Source organism: Roseovarius sp. PS-C2 (assembly GCF_018862045.1).
In the GTDB taxonomy this organism is placed as follows: Bacteria; Pseudomonadota; Alphaproteobacteria; order Rhodobacterales; family Rhodobacteraceae; genus Roseovarius.
Genome location: NZ_JAHKSQ010000013.1, coordinates 44215 through 62737, shown reverse-complemented (window position 1 = coordinate 62737; position 18523 = coordinate 44215). Strand labels below are relative to the sequence as shown.

At 59.8% G+C, this 18523-nt stretch carries 16 protein-coding genes and 3 pseudogenes; 6 read left to right on the top strand and 13 right to left on the bottom strand.

The window, feature by feature from the left end; all coding sequences use genetic code 11:
- Positions 1-262, top strand: a pseudogene (locus tag KPG71_RS18200) (recombinase family protein); the annotation flags it as partial.
- Between the two features lie 526 nt (positions 263-788).
- Here KPG71_RS18200 and KPG71_RS18195 read toward each other — a convergent pair.
- From KPG71_RS18195 to KPG71_RS18150, 10 genes and pseudogenes are all read right to left on the bottom strand, one after another.
- A pseudogene (locus tag KPG71_RS18195) lies at positions 789-1452 on the bottom strand (IS6 family transposase).
- A gap of 116 nt (positions 1453-1568) precedes the next feature.
- Positions 1569-2552, bottom strand: coding sequence for a type II secretion system F family protein (locus tag KPG71_RS18190; RefSeq protein WP_216339978.1), 984 nt, complete (start codon positions 2550-2552; stop codon positions 1569-1571).
- 14 nt (positions 2553-2566) lie between these two features.
- Positions 2567-3535, bottom strand: coding sequence for a type II secretion system F family protein (locus tag KPG71_RS18185; protein ID WP_216339976.1), 969 nt, complete (start codon positions 3533-3535; stop codon positions 2567-2569).
- A complete protein-coding gene (locus KPG71_RS18180) occupies positions 3532-4926 on the bottom strand; it encodes a CpaF family protein (RefSeq protein ID WP_216339974.1) in 1395 nt (464 codons plus the stop codon). The genes KPG71_RS18185 and KPG71_RS18180 overlap by 4 nt, the downstream gene beginning before the upstream one ends.
- A gap of 12 nt (positions 4927-4938) precedes the next feature.
- On the bottom strand, positions 4939-6165 hold the full coding sequence (locus KPG71_RS18175) for an AAA family ATPase (protein ID WP_216339972.1): 1227 nt from the start codon (positions 6163-6165) through the stop codon (positions 4939-4941).
- Positions 6165-6809, bottom strand: coding sequence for a TadE/TadG family type IV pilus assembly protein (locus tag KPG71_RS18170; RefSeq protein ID WP_216339970.1), 645 nt, complete (start codon positions 6807-6809; stop codon positions 6165-6167). The genes KPG71_RS18175 and KPG71_RS18170 overlap by 1 nt, the downstream gene beginning before the upstream one ends.
- Complete coding sequence (locus tag KPG71_RS18165) at positions 6806-7303, bottom strand: TadE/TadG family type IV pilus assembly protein (protein WP_216339968.1); 498 nt, start codon at positions 7301-7303, stop codon at positions 6806-6808. Before KPG71_RS18165 ends, KPG71_RS18170 begins: the two co-directional genes overlap by 4 nt.
- 14 nt (positions 7304-7317) lie before the next feature.
- Positions 7318-8856 (bottom strand): pilus assembly protein TadG-related protein, encoded by a 1539-nt coding sequence (locus tag KPG71_RS18160; RefSeq protein ID WP_216339966.1) that lies wholly within the window; start codon positions 8854-8856, stop codon positions 7318-7320.
- Between the two features lie 10 nt (positions 8857-8866).
- Positions 8867-9874, bottom strand: coding sequence for a Flp pilus assembly protein CpaB (gene cpaB / locus KPG71_RS18155; RefSeq protein ID WP_216339957.1), 1008 nt, complete (start codon positions 9872-9874; stop codon positions 8867-8869).
- 144 nt (positions 9875-10018) lie between these two features.
- Positions 10019-10195 (bottom strand): Flp family type IVb pilin, encoded by a 177-nt coding sequence (locus KPG71_RS18150; RefSeq protein ID WP_216339955.1) that lies wholly within the window; start codon positions 10193-10195, stop codon positions 10019-10021.
- A 522-nt stretch (positions 10196-10717) separates the two neighbouring features.
- Here KPG71_RS18150 and KPG71_RS18145 point away from each other — a divergent pair.
- Complete coding sequence (locus KPG71_RS18145) at positions 10718-11566, top strand: helix-turn-helix transcriptional regulator (protein WP_216339953.1); 849 nt, start codon at positions 10718-10720, stop codon at positions 11564-11566.
- 148 nt (positions 11567-11714) lie between these two features.
- On the opposite strand, the gene KPG71_RS18140 is transcribed toward KPG71_RS18145, so the two are convergent.
- Positions 11715-12422, bottom strand: a complete 708-nt coding sequence (locus tag KPG71_RS18140; RefSeq protein ID WP_216339951.1) for an IS6 family transposase — start codon at positions 12420-12422, stop codon at positions 11715-11717.
- Between the two features lie 227 nt (positions 12423-12649).
- On the opposite strand from KPG71_RS18140, the gene KPG71_RS18135 reads away from it, so the two are divergent.
- The 3 genes from KPG71_RS18135 to KPG71_RS18125 are packed head-to-tail and all read left to right on the top strand — an operon-like array spanning position 12650 to position 15367.
- Complete coding sequence (locus KPG71_RS18135; RefSeq protein ID WP_216339949.1) at positions 12650-13111, top strand: hypothetical protein; 462 nt, start codon at positions 12650-12652, stop codon at positions 13109-13111.
- Positions 13095-13751 (top strand): hypothetical protein, encoded by a 657-nt coding sequence (locus KPG71_RS18130; protein WP_216339947.1) that lies wholly within the window; start codon positions 13095-13097, stop codon positions 13749-13751. The genes KPG71_RS18135 and KPG71_RS18130 overlap by 17 nt, the downstream gene beginning before the upstream one ends.
- On the top strand, positions 13739-15367 hold the full coding sequence (locus KPG71_RS18125) for a hypothetical protein (RefSeq protein WP_216339945.1): 1629 nt from the start codon (positions 13739-13741) through the stop codon (positions 15365-15367). Before KPG71_RS18130 ends, KPG71_RS18125 begins: the two co-directional genes overlap by 13 nt.
- 629 nt (positions 15368-15996) lie before the next feature.
- Here the strand turns inward: KPG71_RS18125 and KPG71_RS18120 are convergent.
- Both KPG71_RS18120 and KPG71_RS18115 read right to left on the bottom strand, forming a co-directional pair.
- Positions 15997-16269, bottom strand: a pseudogene (locus KPG71_RS18120) (transposase); the annotation flags it as partial.
- 50 nt (positions 16270-16319) lie between these two features.
- The gene (locus KPG71_RS18115) at positions 16320-17024 is read right to left on the bottom strand and encodes an IS6 family transposase (protein ID WP_216339942.1); all 705 of its coding nucleotides are present in this window, start codon (positions 17022-17024) and stop codon (positions 16320-16322) included.
- 63 nt (positions 17025-17087) lie between these two features.
- Between KPG71_RS18115 and KPG71_RS18110 the strand changes: the two genes are divergently transcribed.
- Positions 17088-18509 carry a TCP-1/cpn60 chaperonin family protein gene (locus KPG71_RS18110; RefSeq protein WP_216339940.1) on the top strand — a complete coding sequence of 474 codons (1422 nt, stop codon included), beginning with the start codon at positions 17088-17090 and terminating at the stop codon, positions 18507-18509.
- Positions 18510-18523: the final 14 nt, after the last annotated feature.

The window sequence follows — 18523 nt, the reverse complement described above, 5'->3', positions numbered from 1 at the left end:
ACCCGAAGACCTCTCTGACGACGCGCTTGCCATCGAGGCGCCCTTCAAAACCCGCCGGCGTGGGATTGAGACCAAGATCATTGTCGGGGATATGAAGCCCGCCCCGGATCGCACGCTTCTGCGGGGCTTGGCGAAGGCGCATAGATGGGCGGCGAATCTGCAAGAGGGCATACCCATCTCCGAGATCGCCCGGCGCGAAAATGTCAGTGAAGCCTATATCCGCATGCGGGTCCAACTCGCCTTTCTCTCACCGAAACTGTAGCAGGCGATTTTCGACGGAACGCAGCCGGCTGGTTTGACTCTCGAAAAGTTGGTTCGCTGCCAGCTACCGCTTGACTGGACGTCACAGGAACAGCGGTTCGGAAACCCCCGTAAACAGGCGTTCCCTGCAACGTGAACCGCGCTCCCTGATAATCCCAGAATAATCCCTGTTCGGCTTAAAATATTCCCTGTTCCGTTTGCAGGGAATTCCCATTCCAAGCCTTTGATTCGTAACAGCTTTGTCATTCTCGAAATCGACCGGAATGAACGAATACCCTGTAAATCGCCCACTATCAGGGAAATCTCAAAAAAAACCGAACCGGCCCAAATGGCCAACTGAGACTTTGGCTATCATGTCGGGAGAATGCGTTTATGCGGTGCGTCTCATGTCGAAATCGCAGCCGCTAACCAGCCGAAATCACGCGGGAAAATCCGCGAAAACCGAACAGATGAAATGAGACGGGTGTGGGTGGCGGTGCTGTCAGACGAATTCGAACCCGTCTCAGCTGGGGCAGGGACGCTGCCGCTTATGTCATGCAAAGACCGCGCCACTCGGCGAGATCCGTGGCGCGGTTCAGTTTGAAATTTGATCTTGAGTAGAGGCTTCGCTCCGAGTTGAACAGATTGTGGACCGAGGCGTGGATGGTGGCGAATTTTTGCAAACTTCGCATGCGTCGGAAGCGGGTCATGGCACGTTCTCGTCGTCGGAATGGTTGGTGTGAATTCTCGGCACGATTGTTCAACCAGCGCCCTGTCATCTGGCGGTCGGCATTGCCGATTTCCTTCTTCGCGGCACCATAGGAGCGGAGCTTGTCGGTCATGACATGCTCGGGGCGACCGTAGCGTTTCATCAATTTCCTGAGGAATTTCAACGCTGCTTTGCGATCGCGTCGCTTTGAAACAAGGGCGTCCAGCACCTCGCCCTCGTGATCGACAGCGCGCCACATGTAATTGGCTTCGCCATTGATTTTAACGAAGACCTCGTCCAGATGCCATTCCCAGTTCGACCAGGCCCGCATTCGCTGAATTCGACAGCGTCGGATTTCGGAGGCGAATTTCGGGCCAAACCTGTTCCACCAAAAAGCGGACAGATTCATGGCTGACGTCGATCCCGCGTTTATGGAGTAGATCTTCGACGTTCCGCAATGAGAGTGGAAATCGAACATACATCATCACTGCCAGGCGGATGATTTCAGGGCTGGTTTTGAAGTACTTGAACGGGTCGCGTTTTTCCTTGGGGGCAGGGTAGGGCGGCGGGCAACCGGCCTCAAGTCAGGTTGCTCTGACACCACCCTTGAGCCGGTTGTTCAGAACATGTTCATCCAGCGGATCGCCATAGGGGTGAGGCAGATCATCAGGAGTACGGGCATCATGCACATGGCCATGACTGCCGACATCTGCACCGGCAGGCGGTTGGCCTTTTCCTGTGCGCGAAGTTCGCGATCCGAGCGCATATCGGTGGCGAACCTGTTCAGCGCAGTCGAGACACTGGTACCGAACTGATTGGATTGCAGGATCACGTTGGCGAATGCCGACAATTCCTCGACGCCGACGCGATCAGCCATGTCGAGCAAGGCGGCCTGACGGTCCTTTCCCGCCTGAAGTTCAAGCTGCAACATCATGAATTCCTGTGAAATTTCTGGTGCGGCATGGGCCAGTTCGTGTGACACGCGGGTCATCGCGGCGTCAAAGCCCAGCCCGGCTTCCATTGCGACCTGCATCAGGTCGAGCGCGTTGGGCAGGCTGTGTTCGATGGCCTGGCGGCGCTTTTTGATCCGTCCGTGCAGCCAGAGCGCGGGACCGTAGAAGCCGACGACCATCAGACCTGTCATCACTTGCATTGCGTTGACCCATGTCACGTTGCGCAGCAGATGGGCGATGTGAAGTTGCGACTGAACTTCTGCGGGCAAGGCCATCGACCCTACAAACAGGACAGGCAAGACGATACCCATGATCATGCGGAACCCATAGAACGACCGCACCGCGTGCTTGCCCCGGACTCCGGCGCGGCGTAGTTTCTTTTCGATCTTCGAGCGTTCTTTGCGCGATGATGGAACAAAGGTTTTCAGCAGGCCGTGCGGGTCGCTGTCGTCGCCCTGTATCAGGTCGAAATCAGCGCCATGTGCCCGCTTGACGGTGCCAGCCTGCATGCGCCGTATTGTCGGGGCGTCGCCGGCCATGATCCCGGAGAGGCCATAGATGATCACGAAGGCGCTGATCGCGATGCCGGTGAGAATCACATAGTCGGGCGAGGTGCCAGGTATGTTTAGCATGTCCTGAAGAAAATCCATTTCGTTGCTCCCGATCAGAATTTGAATTTGACAAGCCGGTGCAGGATAAGCCCCTGAGCCACGGTCAACCCTATGACCACGTATAGAAAGACCGGGTACCAGGGATCGTCGCGCACCTCGCCATAGAAGGAGGGTGTGGTCAGTTCGATGGACAGGTAGATGGCGATTGGCAGGAGGGTCAGGATCAGGCCGCTGAGGCGACCTTCTGCCGAAATGGCCTTGATTTTCTTGCGCATGGTGTGGCGATCGCGGATCACCTGTGACAGTACGTTGAGGATGCGCGCCAGGTTGCCGCCGGTGCCGTGCTGGATGCCGATACTGACCGACAGGTAGTTGGCATCCTCGGTGTCCACGCGCCTGGCAAAGTCGTGAAAGGCGGTGGCGACATCGTCGCCATAGTTGATCTGATCCTGAATGAGGCCGAATTCGGTGCCGATCGGATCGGGCATGTCGGTGGCCACGTGGCCGACCGTCACGGCGACCGGGTGGCCCACCTTGAGGCCGCGCGCCATCAGGTCCAGCGCATCGGGGAGCTGCTGTGTGAGCTTCTTGAGGCGGGCCTCTTTCATGGCGCTCAGCGCAAGGTAGGGGACGGTGAGCGCAAGCACCGTGCTGATGGGCAGGGCAAGATATTGCGGCACGAAGCGGGTGGCCACGGCAAAGGCCAGACCGCCCAGACAAACGGCCCCCGCCAGCAGCCAGACGGGGCTGAGCGTGACACCCGCCTGCACCATCAGGCGGCGCAACCGGGTGACAAGGCCGGCCCTGGCGTCGGGGTCGGTCATGGCCGGGTCGCGCAGCAGGTCGAGTACCTGATCGGTGGAGGCGCCGTGCTGGATCATCTTCATGCGGCGGTTGCGGGCCTCGCCCTGTGTCTCCTTGAGGAAAAAGAGCTGCTGAAGCCCTTCGTAGGCCAGCAATACCCCAAGGAAAATAAGGACATAGACGAGAATGCTCAGCGGGAAGGGAGCCAGGTCGATCATGAGATACCCCCCCGGCGCATGAACATTGCGGTGTCGATGTCGATACCGGAGGCGACCAGTTGGTCGAAGCATTTCGGACGGATGCCCGTGGGCAGGAATTCCCCCAGGATTTCGCCGGTTTCAGCTTTGCCGCGGCGTTTGTAGACGAAGATGTCCTGCATGGTGATGGTGTCGTCCTCCATACCGGTGAGTTCGGAGATGCTGACGACGCGGCGGCTGCCGTCGCTGAGGCGGCTGAGTTGCACCACCACATGGATCGCCGAAGCGATTTGTGCGCGGACGGTCCTGATCGGCAGGTCGGTGCCCAGCATCGTGACCATCTGCTCCACGCGGCTGAGGGCGTCGCGGGCCGAGTTGGCGTGAATGGTCGTCATCGACCCGTCATGCCCGGTGTTCATGGCCTGGAGCATGTCGAAACATTCCGCGCCGCGGACCTCGCCCACGATGATGCGGTCGGGGCGCATCCGCAGGGCGTTGCGGACCAGATCGCGTTGCGAAATGACGCCTTGCCCTTCGGCATTGGGCGGGCGGGTTTCTAGGCGCACGACGTGATCCTGCTGAAGTTGCAGCTCGGCGGCGTCTTCGATGGTCACGATGCGCTGCCGGGCGTCGATATAGGAGGACACCGCGTTGAGCATGGTGGTCTTGCCGGTGCCGGTTCCGCCGGAAATCAGGATGTTCAGGCGGGCCTCGACCAGCGCCCGGATCAGTTGCGCAGCCTGGTCATCGAGGCTGTGCTGTTCGACCAGCCTGTCCATGGTCAAAGGGTTGCTTGAGAATTTGCGGATCGACAGGGACGGGCCATCGACGGCGCAGGGTCGGATGATCGCGTTCACGCGACTGCCGTCTTCGAGGCGGGCATCGACCCAGGGCTGGGATTCGTCGATGCGCCGCCCAACCCTTGTGACGATCTTGTCGATGATGCGAAGCAGGTGGCGTTCGTCGCGGAAGCGCGTTTTTGTGAGTTCCAGAAGCCCGTATCGTTCGACATAGACCTGATCGTAGGAATTGACGAGGATGTCGTTGACGGTGGGATCTTCCAGCAGCGGTTCGAGCGGGCCAAGGCCCATGACCTCGTGGATCAGTTCCTGGACCAGGGCGGAAAACGCATCCGAGCGCATGTGGACGCCTTCGGCCTCGATCAGGTTGGTCACGAGCGCGCCGATCTGGCGCTTGAGTTCGGAGCGTTCGACCTTGTCGATCACCGACAGGTTCAACCGGTCGAGAAGTTCGCCGTGCAGGCGGCTTTTGAGTTCGAGATGCGCTTGCAAATCGGTGTCCACGGGACCGGTCGTCGTCTCGACAGCGGGTTGGGGTACCTTGATGGGCCGTTCGAGCGTGAGAACGTTGGACTGCGAAGCGGCGCGGCGCGATTTGTATTCCTTGAACATTGCTGGTCCCCGTCAGACGTTTTTTCTGTTTGCGTTTTGTTGTGTGGCTGAGATGACCGCGCCCAGTTTCCTGAGCGCCTTGCCCAGGTCCGAGCCGGGTTTCATGGCTGCGACCGGACGCCCGAGATCGACCGCGCGGCGGGCGAGTCTGGGATTGTCGGGCAGCCAGTGGTCGAACCGGGTATCGAGCAGCTTTTCGGCCTCGCGGATATGGTCGGAGCGCAGCATCGGCTTGCGGTCGCGGTTGATGACGACCTGAACCGGCAGGCCGACATTGTCTTCGCCATAAAGGTCGATCAGGCGTTTGGCCTGCCGCACGCAGGGCACGCTGGTATCGGTCACGAGAACCAGATGCGCGGCGCGTTTGAGGACGGGTTCGACCCAGTCGACGACAGCGCGCGGCAGATCGACGATGATGTAATCGTATTGTCGCTGGAGGATGTCGAGCATGGCCCTGATCAGATCGGCGCGCAGCGATTGCAGCGGAATGACCGGCCCCGGCGCGCACAGCACGTCAAAGCCGAGGGCGTGGCGTTGCAGGGTCGAGCCGACAAAGCGGTCGTCCGGGGCGTCCGTGGCATCGATAAGCTGAAGCAGGCCGCCATTGTCTTCGAGATCGAGAAACACGTTGGCATTGCCGAACTGAAGGTCGAAATCCACGATGACGACGCGGTTTCGGGTGGCCTTGCGAAACAGGGATTTGCGCGTTTTGGCCAGCGAACAGGCGAGGTTCACGGCAACGGTGGTAGAGCCGATACCGCCACGCGCCTGCGTGACCGGGATCACCTGCCCGAGCGCGGGCGGCGCGTCATGGGTGATCTGCTGCGGGGCGCGGCGCGCATCGAGCGTTTCGCTGACGACCGCCGCCAGCCCATCGCTGTCGATGGACAGGGGCAGGACCTCGTCAATGCCGATCTTACGCAACTGACGGGCCTGAACGAGCGAGATGTCGTTATCGGTGATCGCCAGAAAGACGGTGTCGCCGGTGCGTTGTGCCAGCAGGTCCCGGACGGCGCGGATCTCGCCCTGATCGTCGGGGTCGGCGTCGAAGATGACGACGTCATGATCGAAGGCCAGGCTGACCGCGCGCCCGTTCATGGCGCGGAAGGTTTCGTTTTGCCGGATGATCGTGGTGTTTTCACTGGCCGGGAGGGCTTCGCCGATGGCTTGCGCGAAAGAGTCCCGTTGGGAAACGATCATGATCGACCGTGGCTGTGGGCTGATGTCCGGGTGTTTCATTATCCTGACTCTCCTTGTGCGAGATCTTCTGCGGGCAGCGATACGCTGAAGCTGGAATAGGCGGCGGACGAGGGGAGCGCGCTGTTGGTCGCCCCCGCGGCGTTGGCCAGTGCCGCCAGTGGCGAGGCGAACTGGAAATCGTTCAGGTTCAATTCGACAGTGACCATCGGCGTGTAGGGGCCGCCGAGGAAGCCGAGCTTCGGGTCGAAGCTGTAGGAAAACTGCATCATGTCGATGGTGGCGTTGACGGGCAGAAGCGGATTGATCCGGTCCCAGATTTCCGAGGCGGTGGCGTTGGTCGCGGCCCCTGTGCAGGTCACGGTGGCGACGCTGGCGCAGACGCCCGATGCGGCGCTACAGGACGTGCCGTAGCGCAGCGCGGTGTTGGTTCCGCGTTGGTGGCGGTCGGGAACGCCGGGGCAGGCCGCGGGGCGCACGATGGCCAGGCGCGCGGCGATCTGCGCGGCGCTTTGCGCGGTCACGCCGCTGTAGGACAGGCGCCCGAAATCGAGCAGCGCCGCGAACAGGAACAGGAACAGCGACACGACGAGCGCGAATTCCACCAGAACGCCGCCGGACGTGTCGCGCAGGTAAGCGCGGACTGCCCGCCCGAGGGCGCGCGGGATATGCCGGATGCAGGTCATTGGCCGAAAATCCGCGAACTGTCGGCCACGTCCGTGGTGAGCGACGACATGCCGTTGCCGAACAGGGATATGACATTACCCATCGGAAACTGGATCGTGATGTTGGCGCTGACCTTGCCCACCGGGGCGGGGCTGACGCGGTAGGTGCCGCTGACGCAGCTATAGCTTGGCGTGACGGAATTGACGGTGACGCCGGACGGGAACAGGTCGTTCCCGCCGATGTCCTGGCTGACGATGTCCTGCAAGGTGGCGGTCAGGCCGGCAACGCTGCCGCCGCTGATGCAGATGTCGGCGGGGGTGACGCGGGCAAGGTAGCGCCCGGCGTCGCGGACACCGGCGATCACGGACTGGTAGGACCACATGAGGCGCGAGGCTTCGACCGTGACGGCGAGGAACAGCAGCATGAGGGGCATGACGATGGCGAATTCGACGAGGATCGCGCCGGTGTCGTCTGCGGCGAAGCGTTTGGCGGGGTGGGGCCGGGAGTGTTTCATGTGCCTGCCCTCCCTTAGCGGTACAATTGCACGACATCGCGGAAGATGCCGCCAAAGCCGTTTGCGCCGCCGCCGGCCCCGACCACATCCGGGAAGCCCACCACCTCGCCGTGAATGTCGAAGCTGGGGGGCGAGCCGCCGTCGTCGCCCACGGGTTCGGTCAGGAAGACCGAAACGAATTTCGTGACCGGGACGTTGCTGGTGGAGCCGCTGATGGTGGTGGTCGAGCAATCGACCCCGGCGGCGGTGATGACGCGGCGTTCGGGACCGCCGGGTGCCGAGGTCGAGCAGATCGGGCGCCCGGTTTCGGACAGGGACGGATCGAGAATGGCGTCGGCGTCGGGCGCGGCATACGGGTTGGTATCGCCATAGGCGATTTCGCGCAGATACATCCCAAAGCGTGTGCCCGCGTATTGCGTATCGGAGCCGGTCAGCGGCGGCAGGTGGGTGTCGCTGCCGAGGCCGTCTGCCGTGCCGTCGGCAAGGTCGTGGTTGGCGTTCAGGTATCCGTCGCGGTCCCAGACCCCGTCGCCGAAGCGGTTGTCGTCGGCGCAGGTGCCTGCGGCCATGCAGGTGTCGCGCCCCAATGCGGCGGTGTCGCCGGTCGGTTCTTCGTTGCCCTGGATGCAGGCCCCGCCGCCGTTCTTGCGGATGCCCTTGATGACGTTGGGCGCGGGGGCGAAATCGGGGTTTCCCTTTTCGCCGTTGAGGACCGAGCGGTAGATGTCGAAGCGGACGTTGAACGCGGCGTTGGTGATGCCGGTTTTCTGGCCCGGTTCGGTGGTCAGGCCGTTGGTCAGGACGCATTGGGTGATCTGGCGCTGTGCGGCGATCAGGCAGGCGAGCTTGTTGCCGCCTTCGTCGGCGCAGACGCCGGAGCTGTCTTCGAACAGTGAGAGGTCGATGAAGCCGAAATTGCCGGGCCCCCATGCGGTGCCGTTGCCGCCGCTGCGGAGCAGGATCTGATCGCCCACGTCCAGCGTGGTTTCCCAGTTTTCCGGCAGGCAGAACATCAGCGGAGTGATGTCGCAGGCGGCCCGTGTAAAGCCCGCGACGGCCTCGGCGTTGACATCGGTGGTGGCAAAGCCGGCGCCGCCAAGCAACTGGTCGAGTGCCGATGCCAGGCTCATGCTGAGGGATTTGGGCGTCAGGACGACCTGGGCGAATTTGGCCTTGTTCGGATCGGTGGTGACTTTTGCGCCAAGGGCGGTGAGGTCCGATGCGGGAAGGGCGGAATGGAAGGTCAGCGTATAATCGGTGGAGCCCGACAGGGTGCTTGCGCCGTTGGCGAAGGTCTGGCTGTCGCTGATCATGTTGGCGGCGGCGTTGGTGGCGCGGGTGATCGCGCCGTCCTTGCCGTCGAGTTCACCGGCGGCGGCCAGCGCCACGTTGTCGGCGAAGGCCTGAAGCTCGGCCTGGGTGGTGCTGAGGCGACCGATGTCGAAGGTGATCGCCAGAAACCCCAAGAAGGCCACCAGCGATGTGCCCCAGAGGATGGCGACAGTGCCGGAGTCGTCCTTGCGGAACCGGGATATGAGGCGCAAAAGGCGCATCGCGGGGCACTTATTGCGTGACCGTCTGGCTGATATGGATCGGCCGGATACGGGGGCTGACAGAGGCCGGGGCCACAGGGGGCGTGCCGATGTCCACCTTCAGATCGGTGTTGTCGGTCTGGGTGGGGTTAAGCGCCGGACCGGAATCGCCGTTCGCCTCGAGTTCGATGACGGGCAGCGCCGAAGGAGCGGGTTTGCCGACCGGCGCGCTGCTGCGTTTGATCGGAACGATTTCAGTCTGTGTTCCGCGACGCACCTTGACGGTGGGCTGAACCACGGTTTTTTCGGCTGGCCCTTCTTCTTGCAGCAGGTCGCGCAGGCGGACCATTTCCATCGGCTTGTCTTCGACCCCGTCGAGGGTTCTGAGAGTCAGGCTGAGGGTGCCGGCCTTTTGCGCCAGCGCAAGGCGCTGGCCCTGTTCGGGTGTTACCTCGACCGTGATGGTGCGGGCGATTTCCGGCTGATCCTTGAGTTCCTCGGATTGTTGGTCCACGCCGATCACGCGGATGTTTTGCAGGATGGTCACGGCGCGCAAATCCTGCTTGGCGCCCTGGGTCAGGACGATATCAACATGATCGCCCGGCGTGACGAACCCGCCAACGGCGGTGACGGCATCGACCTTGATCGCCATGGCGCGGCTGTTTTCGCCCAGTTTCTGAACCAGCGTGACCTTTTCCCCGAAATTCGAAACCTTGGAGGCGATTACGACTTCGCCGGGGTAAAAGCGGCCCTTGGCGCGGCGCAGTTGTTCACGATCCGCCGGGACGAGCCGGTCGATGTTGGTGAAGGCGCCGGGCGGCAGGGCCTCGCGCGGCCAAGGGTGGATGGACAGGAGATGGCTTTCGATCATCTGGCCGAAGGCGATTTCGGAGCGGGCGACGTATATTCCCACAAGCTCCGGGGCCTGCGCACCCGTCGTCGTGCCGGCGGTGAGCCGAAGTTGATCTTTTGCGAGGAAGACGGAACCGGCTGCGATCGCAATGCCGAATGCTGTCGTAATGATCGGTCTGGTTCGCATCTGTGTCTCCAAGAATCAGTTTTTGTAAAATTCGATAACCCCGGTCCATTAATGGTCTGGACTTGTCAGGGGAGGGACCTGCGCCGTTACGCCATGGCACGACGCAGGCCATTGTTCTGAAAAGGTTTGCGCGTCATGCCTGCCTTAGCAGGTTGCGCTGCCCAGAGCCGCACAGGCGCCGGTCACATTGGTATCGGTCGTGTTGCCGAGATACTGGAACGCCCCGACGGTAATGGACGCAACCACCAGAAGCGCGAGGCCGTACTCAACAATTGCCGCGCCGCTCTCATCTTTGACAAAGTTTTTCCAAAATTTGGTCATGATTTCCTCATAAGTATTAAGCAAGAAACGCTTCGGATCTGTTTTCGAAGCCTAAGCCTGACACTGAAATGCCTGAGCTCGCCTCCAAGCCTAGAGAGGCAGGTGCGCCGTGCGCATCCGTCAAATATGAGGGTATTTCGTGCGGGGGTTGTTTTTGCGCAGCCCAATAATTCCAAATGACGAATTCTTGGGATAGTGTAGCGGACCTTCCGCCGGAGACGCGAATCACATCATCAACAAGAAAAGAACCTGATTGGGTCCGAAATGGGGCAAGATTGGGGCATTGTCGAAAAGTGCAGGTTTGCGGGGTATGGCGACGATCCGGTTTTTCGCGCGGTGCGCCGCTGGGCCATCGGGCACGGTTTTATTCGTTTCCTCATCGGGGAGCGAGAGTCATGAACGGGGCCGTATTTCCACCACATTCCGATGTTAGGCCAAGACCATCCACAGAGTGTTGCCGTCGCGGTGGGGGCTGCGGCGGGTAAATGACAGCAATTCAGTGGGTGGGGTGATAGAGGGACCATGAGTTCGCATTTCGGCAGGAATCCGCAGGCGTCAGAAAGCCTGGGGCTGGTCGCGGACTGGACGCACGCGCTGAACGACAATGGCGAATTGTCCGACGTTCTGAAACGGCTGATGCGGCTGGTGAAGGCCGATACGGTCATGATCCTGCGGGTTTCGAAGGCCGACAAGCGCGCGCGGTATGTCGCGCGATGTGACGCGCAGGCCGGAAAGATTTGGCCCGGTCAGCCCCGCTCTTACGCAGAAACGGTAATTGGGGAATGCCTGCCGTCGGCCAGGGCCGGGTCGATCTGGAAGATGTCGGATACGACCGCGTCAGATGCAAGCATGGTTTTGTCCGGGGCAGAGAGCCTTTCGGCCGATCTGGCCGAGGTGATCGTGAGCCCGCTGGAAGCGGCGGGCGGTCACGCCGATTATGTCGAACTTCACTTTCGCCACCGCCCTGCGGCGCATGATCTCAACCTGCTTGTGATGTTGCTTGACACCTTCGCTATGGGCTGGAAGCGACGTGTGCCGGGAACGATCAGCAAAAGGTTGAAGCAGATCAGGCGATTTACTGTCATCGCCAGCGATGGGGATCACGGTATGTCGATCCTCGATGCCGAAAACCCGGCAAAGCTGAGCCGGTGTGAATTCCGGGTTTGTACGTTGCTGAAAGAGGGCATGACCGTAAAACTGATTGCCGATACCCTGTCGATCGGTCCGACGACCGTTCGTTCGCATCTGAGTTCGATATTCTCGAAAACGGGTGTTTCCAGCCAGGTCGAACTGCTGCATCAACTCAATCGGCAATCGGGGCCGTCAGGGGGCGCGGTGCCGGAGAAAAACATACGGGTCGGGCAGGTTTGATGTTGGTGAACCGAGACGCAATGCCAATTTCCCGGTTGTGAAAATTGAAGGTGCAAAACATTCCGTCCGCTATCATCCGATTATATCTGTGCGAGGGTGCTGTCAGACCAATTCGACCTAGTCTCAGCTGGGGCAGGGACGCTGCCGCTTATTTCGTGCAAAGACCGCGCCACTCGGCGAGAGCCGTGGCGCGGTTCAGTTTGAAATTTGATCTTGAGTAGAGGCTGCGCTCCGAGTTGAACAGATTGTAGACCGAAGAGTGAACGGCGGCGAATTTCTGCAAACTTCGCATGCGTCGGAAGCGGGACATGGCACGTTCTCGTCGTCGGAATGGTTGGTGTGAATTCTCGGCACGATTGTTGAGCCAGCGCCCCGTCATCTGGCGGTCGGCATTGCCGATTTCCTTCATGGCGGCACCATAGGAGCGGAGCTTGTCGGTCACGACATGTTCGGGCCGACCGTAGCGTTTCATCAATTTCCTGAGGAATTTCAATGCTGCCTTGCGATCTCTCCGCTTTGAAACAATGGCGTCAAGAACTTCGCCTTCGTGATCGACAGCGCGCCACATGTAGTGGGTTTCACCGTTGACTTTGACGAACGCCTCGTCCAGATGCCATTGCCAGTTCAACCAGGCCCGCATTCTCTGAATTCGACAGCGTCGGATTTCTGAGGCGAATTCCGGGCCAAACCTGTTCCACCAGAACCGGACGGATTCATGGCTGATGTCGATTCCGCGTTCGTGAAGCAGGTCCTCGACATTTCTCAGCGATAGCGGAAATCGCACATACATCATCACTGCCAGTCGGATGATCTCCTGGCTGGTTTTGAAGTATTTGAACGGGTCGCGTTTTTCCATGGGGGCAGGGTAGAGGTCGGATCGGTCGGCCTCAAGTCAGGTTGCTCTGACACTGCCCATCGTGAGCTTGACATGCCGGGGTTTTGAGTGGGCTAGGGCCCGTGACTCTGGTTTCCCCGAGCCTCCCGAAACACTGTCAGTATCTGTGGCTAGTAGTCTTAAACAGGTCGGGTTGCCTCAAAACGCATTTAGGGTAATCTGGTCTCAAGGTTGGCTTTGGCTGTGTCATGTCGAAATTCGCACTGCTTTTTCTGTTTCTCTATTCCGTTTGGGCGGGACAGGGGCATGCCGAAAACCCGATGGTCCTGTACCGTCAGGCAGAGTGCATGCGCGACCACGCCGACGATTACCTTGCCTTCGTCGACGGTTTCACGCTCATCTTTCCGGGCTTTTGCGAAGATGGGCTGTACAATCCTAAGCCCGCTGAAGTCGCCAAGGGAACCTCGCAGAATTCAAGTGGGTCGATTGCCGGTTCGAGCATCATCGACTTCACGCCTGCAGACCAAGCCGCAAATGCACAGCTATCCAAATTGTCTAAGAACCCTAAGGCAACAGCGATATTGGTGACGCCCGAGATGGTGGCGTGCCTGAAAAACCGTTTTGACAGCGTCAGTCTGAAGCGCACATTCCGCACCGTTAGCGAAAAGGACGTCGATGTGGCGGAGTTGATCTTTGACCTCTGCCGGTAAACCCGAACCAAATGCGGGGGCAACCGAAAGCCGTTGGCTGGACTGGTTCGAGGCACGCAATGGGCTCTGGAGCGCAATTCAGGCGGGCGCATTAATCGTCGGCGGCGGATGGGCGGTCATCCTGCTTTTAATTTCGTTCCATGATCGGCGCGTCGATCTGGCGATGGCGCAAGCGGCCCAATTCGTCGAGGGCCGAACGAGCGAAGCGCGGCAGCTTCTGGACAGGCTTTGGTATAGCAGTCCCGCCGAGTTGATTGACCTGTTCCGCGAGGCGCTTGCCCACCTGCCAAATGATGACGAGCGAGGTGAAGCCATCCACAATTTCGTTAGTGAATACATTCTTTCCGGCGACAAGCAGGCAAATCCGATTGATGTCCAACTCGCCATTGCTGATGTCGCAGCCCAGTTGGATCTGATCGCCGTCTGTGCCGGTGAAGGTGGCGATCGGTCATGGCTGGCAACACATTTAATTCCTGCTCGCTGCGACCGCGCAACGGTCGAGGAATATTTTTGTGGTTATGCTGACAGCTTTCACACGCTTTACGGTGGCGTTCTGGACGACATCCGCCGCACAACCGGCAATCAAGCCTTAGGTGCAGCGTCGGAGAAATTCGCGAGGGGCCCCGGATGCATCGAGTGATTTATTTGGCTGCTGCGCTACTTCTGAAGGTATTGCCGGTTGATGCCGCGGAAGTTTTCCGGGCTGAGCCAATCACCGACACGTTTGTCCACGCCTTCGACGACCCCGCATTTGGCGACGCGACGCCCGAGGGCTCACCCGTCGATTTTTCATCCTCGCCGCATTTCCGGGTTGAGGGAACAATCGTTCCCGGCGATGCTGCTAAGCTCAAGAAAATACTGCGTGAAGAACTGCCGGATCCGAACGTCGACTGGTCGAACAACGTGATTATCTCTCTAAACAGCGACGGCGGAGATTTTTACGAAGGAATCGCGCTGGCCGACGTGATTTCTGCGTTTGCAGTGCCGACCTTCGTCGGCCCGGGTGACCGCTGCCTCTCGTCCTGCGCCATTGCGTTTCTCGGTGGGCACATCAACTATATTCGAAGGTCGCGCGGCGAGCCCCTGCGCTACGTTCATGATGAGGCGATCGTCGGGTTCCATGCCCCGTTTTCCGAGCTTCCTTCGGCGATCCAATTGCCCGAAGGCACTCCACTGACTGAACCGCTGATCGCGCAGATCACAAGACAGTTCTACGGTCAAGCGCAGGCTGCTATCAACGAGATTACTAAGCGCATGTCGGACTGGAGACTTTCTTCCGATTTCGTTTTTAGCATGCTCACGAAGGAAAGCATCGAGGACGACAACCGCCCTATTGGCGAACGCTTCATGTTGATCAACAGCTACGAGGCAGCAAGGGAGACTGGCACGACGGTCCTGACGTCGCGCGTAGTCTATCCGCAGATGATCGGCTACCTCGATGCTCGCGGTGCCTGCGACTACCTGATGCAACGCGCGACAGGCGATTGGTATTCGTTTCTCATCGGGCCCTACGGGCGGAACTTCCGAACACCCGAAGTCATTACCGAGACCACAACACAGCCCTACTTCGAAGGCGGCAAGATGAAATTCGGGTCACCCCGGACCAACGGACAGCGTTTCCCGTCGCTCGAAAAGTTCAATGGTAGAACCCGTCTCGTTCCAGGGGCTGATCCCGAAGCCTTCTATTTCACGACGCCTAATACTCAGGGTATTGGGGTCTCTCAATGCAGCGTTTTCCGCTTCGACGATGGTCGCTGGTACGCAAAGGCCTTTAACGAGAACGTGTATTACCCGGACAACAAAGGTAAATATCGCGGAAACCAGATACTTGATTTCGAAACGCCAGTCCCCGTAAGCCTGCACACCACTCTTGGACCGCGTGGCGCTTGGATCGGTCTCCTCCCGATGCATTTTATCGAGGCTGATGATCTTGTGGGAATGTATCCCGACGAGATACGCAATATCGAGGAAGCGAGTTTCGACTGCAACGGTGCGCTCGACCCAGCTGCCGCTATAATCTGCGAGGAACCGGCTCTAGCCAAAGCAGACGGTCAAATGGTGGCGTTATTCAAATGGGCGAGGAAGAAAGACCCTGAAGGCGTGCTTTCAGCGCAGCGTCACTGGGTCAAGGCGCGCGATAGGGCCTGCCGGCCGGACATGATTGACCGCAGCGTCCCAGAACTGAGAAGAAGTCTTGCCGAGTGCATTCTGATGTTTACTCAGGCCCGCAGCCGCAGTCTGGTTCTAGGCAACTAAGTCTCAATCCACTCGCCACACATGCAAACGGCGCCCGTCCTTACCCGCAAAATCTGTATGCCCTGTTCCTTGAAAACCGATTCCCTGTTCGCGCTGAAAAATTCCCTGTTAATTCCCTGTAAACCGGCGCGCGCGCCGAAAACCGAACCGCCTCAAATGGCCCGCTGAGACTCGAGCCGAATTGCCCGCAGCTCTTAGCGATGCGGTGCGTCTCTGATAAGAAAAGCCTCAGGTAACCTGCGGAAAACGCCCGGAAAATAAAGGCGAAACCGAAGGGGTGAAATGAGACGGGTGTGGGTGGCGGTGGTGTCAGACAAATTCGAACTCGTCTTCGCTAATCGGGTTGCATTTGTGAAGTCCTTCAAGCGGTTTTATCGCGCTGGCATTTGTGTCCCGGCTGGATTCACTCTTCGCTCCGTGGTCGGCGCACCGCTATAGGTTGGGGCCGCCACAAGTTGGGACCAGAACAGGGTCGACGCATCAATCTCAGAAGCAACGTGCTTTCCAGAACGGTTTCCGGAAGCGACAACTAGTTCGACGATGTCGTCGTGCCCCGCGTCCTGCCGGACACATCCGCCGTCGCGGATCCTATGTCAGCTTTGTATTCCTTAACCTCCGTGTGTTTGGTTTCATGCTGTGGCGTGATTACCGGCGTTTGCACGACTGCCATGGAACTCGGTGCCGTCGATCCACAGCCTGTGCAGGATCACGGCCAGCCGCCGGGCGACCGCGATCTGTGCGCGGCGTATGCCTCTTCGTTGGGCGATCTGCATGCCCCATCGCTTGAGCCAATTCCATTTCTGGACCCGGGTGAGCAGGACGGTTGCGGCCTCGCAAAGTAATGACCGGACCATCCGGTCGCCACAGCGGGTGATCCCGCCATTCCGATCAGTTTGTCCGGTGCTGCCAGAGGAATTCGAACCAGTCTCAGATAGGGCAGGTTAGCTGCCCCTTATGCCATGCAAAGACCACGCCACTCGGTGAGAGCGGCGGCGCGGTTCAGCTTGAAATTTGATCTTGAGTAGAGGCTGCGCTCCGAGTTGAACAGATTGTAGACCGAGGCGTGGACGGCGGCGAATTTTTGCAAACTTCGTAGTCGCCGGAAGCGCAACATTGCCCGTTCTCGCCTTCGGAACGGCAGGTGGGAATTCTCGGCGCGATTGTTCAACCAGCGGCCGGTTTCCTGTTTCTCAGCGTTGCCGATCTCTTTCAACGCGGCTCCATAAGAACGCAGCCGGTCCGTGACAATCACGTCCGGGCGACCGTGCTTGCGCATTGCTTTCTTTAAGAATTTTAGTGCCGCCTTCTTGTCGCGGGTTTTCGTCACGAAGCTCTCCAGGATTTCCCCCTCGTGATCTACAGCTCGCCAGAGGTAGTGCCTCTCGCCGTTGATCTTTACGAACATCTCGTCTAGGTGCCAGCGCCATCGGCTGGATTTCATTCCGGCCACGCGGTGCTTTTTGATCTCCGCCGCGAAGAGGGGGCCGAAGCGATGCCACCAATAGCGCACCGCTTCGTGGCTGACATCGATGCCTCGCTCGTGCAGCAGGTCCTCGACGTTCCGCAGCGAAAGCGGAAACCTGACATACAGCATAACGGCCAAGCGGATGATTTCCCGGCTGGTTTTGAAATACTTGAATGGATCGCGTTTCGTCATTCAGGCAGGATAGGCCGCTACCGATTGCGTCTCAACCCGGTTTGCTTTGACAGTGCCCTTGCGATGTCTGACAGGCTTTCGCCGGCATTGCGTGCTGCGGCGGCGAAACTGGGGCCTCAGGGGCGAACCGCTCTCTATTCGCAGGGCGGGTCTGCGCGGCGCGCGCAAACCGGGGCGGATATCATTCGCCATTTTACCGGGCAAAGCGCCGCCGAGAAATTGCTGCGCGAAACATTCGTTGGGGCGGATCAGGATTTGCAGGACGGGACCGCACGGCTTGCCGCGATGTTCGAAGCCGCCCTGGCTGCCAGCAACAAGGCCGTGGCTGCGGGGCTTCACCCGACAGTCTTGTTGCGGGCGGTGTCGGGGCTTTTTCCCCAAGTGAATGCGGCGTTTGCGTCGTGTACATCGGCATTTGATGATCCGGCCCCGGTTCTGAGAGCGTTCGATCTGCCGGAGGATGCGGCCGAAGGGCTGCGTGAGGCGATCATCCATGCAGGCCGAGACGGCCATGTCGAGGTCTCCGATCACCCCGAAGAAGGTGTCGCGTTTGCGGTGAGCCAGGGCTTTATCGCCGATATGGAGCCGTTGCTTGGCGGGACGCTGACCGACATGGACCGCGTGTTCGTTCTGGTCGTGAACGATGTCATACAGGATCTCAAGCCGCTTCTGCCGGTGATCGAGGGCTTTGCAAAGAGCGACAAGAGTCTGGTTATCGCCGCGCGTGGGCTGGAGGGGGACGCGAGGAAGGTTCTGGAGCGCAACCGTGTTGCGGGGATACTTCGCGTCTGCGCTTTCGTGCCCGTCGACAAAGGCCCCCGGACGGCAGAAGTGCTGACGGATTTGGCGATAGCGACCGGATCGGTTATGATCTCCGAGGAAACGGGGCATAGTCTGGACCGTCTTACGCCGGACATGCTTGGGGCCGCGATCGGGTTGAAAAGGCAAGGTCAGCGCATCACGTTTCTCGATCCCAAGGGCGACGAGGAAGAGATCGCGTTGCGTTTAAAGGTCATTGCCGCCGAGGTGGCGCGCAACCGCTATCTGTCACTGGATCGCGAACACACACAACGGCGCCAGTCCCGCCTTGCGGGAAGATGGGTCGAATTGTCGGTCGGGCCGGATGCGGCGGCTCCGGGGCTGACGAACGAGGTGCGGCGGGCGCTGAGTTCCATCCGCTCGGCGCAAGCCTACGGAACAATCGAAGGCGCGGGCAGGGGGCTGGTTCGCGTCGCGGATCTTGTCGATGCGCTCGACGCACACAGTCAGGAAGAACGCGCTGCACGGCGGATCGTGAGTGGCGCCTTGCGCGCGCCGGCGGAAAAGCTGCGCGTCAATGTAGGGCAGGACGCCGGGTATGCAGATTGGGATGCGGATGTGCCGAAGGTTTCCGACCCTGTGGATTTGTCACGCAGCCTGCTGGAAATCGCGCTTTCCCTCGCTTTGCAAATGATGACGCTGGAGGCGGCGGTTCTGAGGAACTGAACGGCATATGATCA

What these genes read in the sequence shown, in the direction of transcription:
- KPG71_RS18190 (WP_216339978.1), bottom strand. Translation starts at nt 2,552, where the DNA reads ATGGATTTTCTTCAGGACATGCTAAACATACCTGGCACCTCGCCCGAC.
- KPG71_RS18185 (WP_216339976.1), bottom strand. Translation starts at nt 3,535, where the DNA reads ATGATCGACCTGGCTCCCTTCCCGCTGAGCATTCTCGTCTATGTCCTT.
- KPG71_RS18180 (WP_216339974.1), bottom strand. Translation starts at nt 4,926, where the DNA reads ATGTTCAAGGAATACAAATCGCGCCGCGCCGCTTCGCAGTCCAACGTT.
- KPG71_RS18175 (WP_216339972.1), bottom strand. Translation starts at nt 6,165, where the DNA reads ATGAAACACCCGGACATCAGCCCACAGCCACGGTCGATCATGATCGTT.
- KPG71_RS18170 (WP_216339970.1), bottom strand. Translation starts at nt 6,809, where the DNA reads ATGACCTGCATCCGGCATATCCCGCGCGCCCTCGGGCGGGCAGTCCGC.
- KPG71_RS18165 (WP_216339968.1), bottom strand. Translation starts at nt 7,303, where the DNA reads ATGAAACACTCCCGGCCCCACCCCGCCAAACGCTTCGCCGCAGACGAC.
- KPG71_RS18160 (WP_216339966.1), bottom strand. Translation starts at nt 8,856, where the DNA reads ATGCGCCTTTTGCGCCTCATATCCCGGTTCCGCAAGGACGACTCCGGC.
- cpaB (WP_216339957.1), bottom strand. Translation starts at nt 9,874, where the DNA reads ATGCGAACCAGACCGATCATTACGACAGCATTCGGCATTGCGATCGCA.
- KPG71_RS18150 (WP_216339955.1), bottom strand. Translation starts at nt 10,195, where the DNA reads ATGACCAAATTTTGGAAAAACTTTGTCAAAGATGAGAGCGGCGCGGCA.
- KPG71_RS18145 (WP_216339953.1), top strand. Translation starts at nt 10,718, where the DNA reads ATGAGTTCGCATTTCGGCAGGAATCCGCAGGCGTCAGAAAGCCTGGGG.
- KPG71_RS18140 (WP_216339951.1), bottom strand. Translation starts at nt 12,422, where the DNA reads ATGGAAAAACGCGACCCGTTCAAATACTTCAAAACCAGCCAGGAGATC.
- KPG71_RS18135 (WP_216339949.1), top strand. Translation starts at nt 12,650, where the DNA reads ATGTCGAAATTCGCACTGCTTTTTCTGTTTCTCTATTCCGTTTGGGCG.
- KPG71_RS18125 (WP_216339945.1), top strand. Translation starts at nt 13,739, where the DNA reads ATGCATCGAGTGATTTATTTGGCTGCTGCGCTACTTCTGAAGGTATTG.
- KPG71_RS18115 (WP_216339942.1), bottom strand. Translation starts at nt 17,024, where the DNA reads ATGACGAAACGCGATCCATTCAAGTATTTCAAAACCAGCCGGGAAATC.
- KPG71_RS18110 (WP_216339940.1), top strand. Translation starts at nt 17,088, where the DNA reads ATGTCTGACAGGCTTTCGCCGGCATTGCGTGCTGCGGCGGCGAAACTG.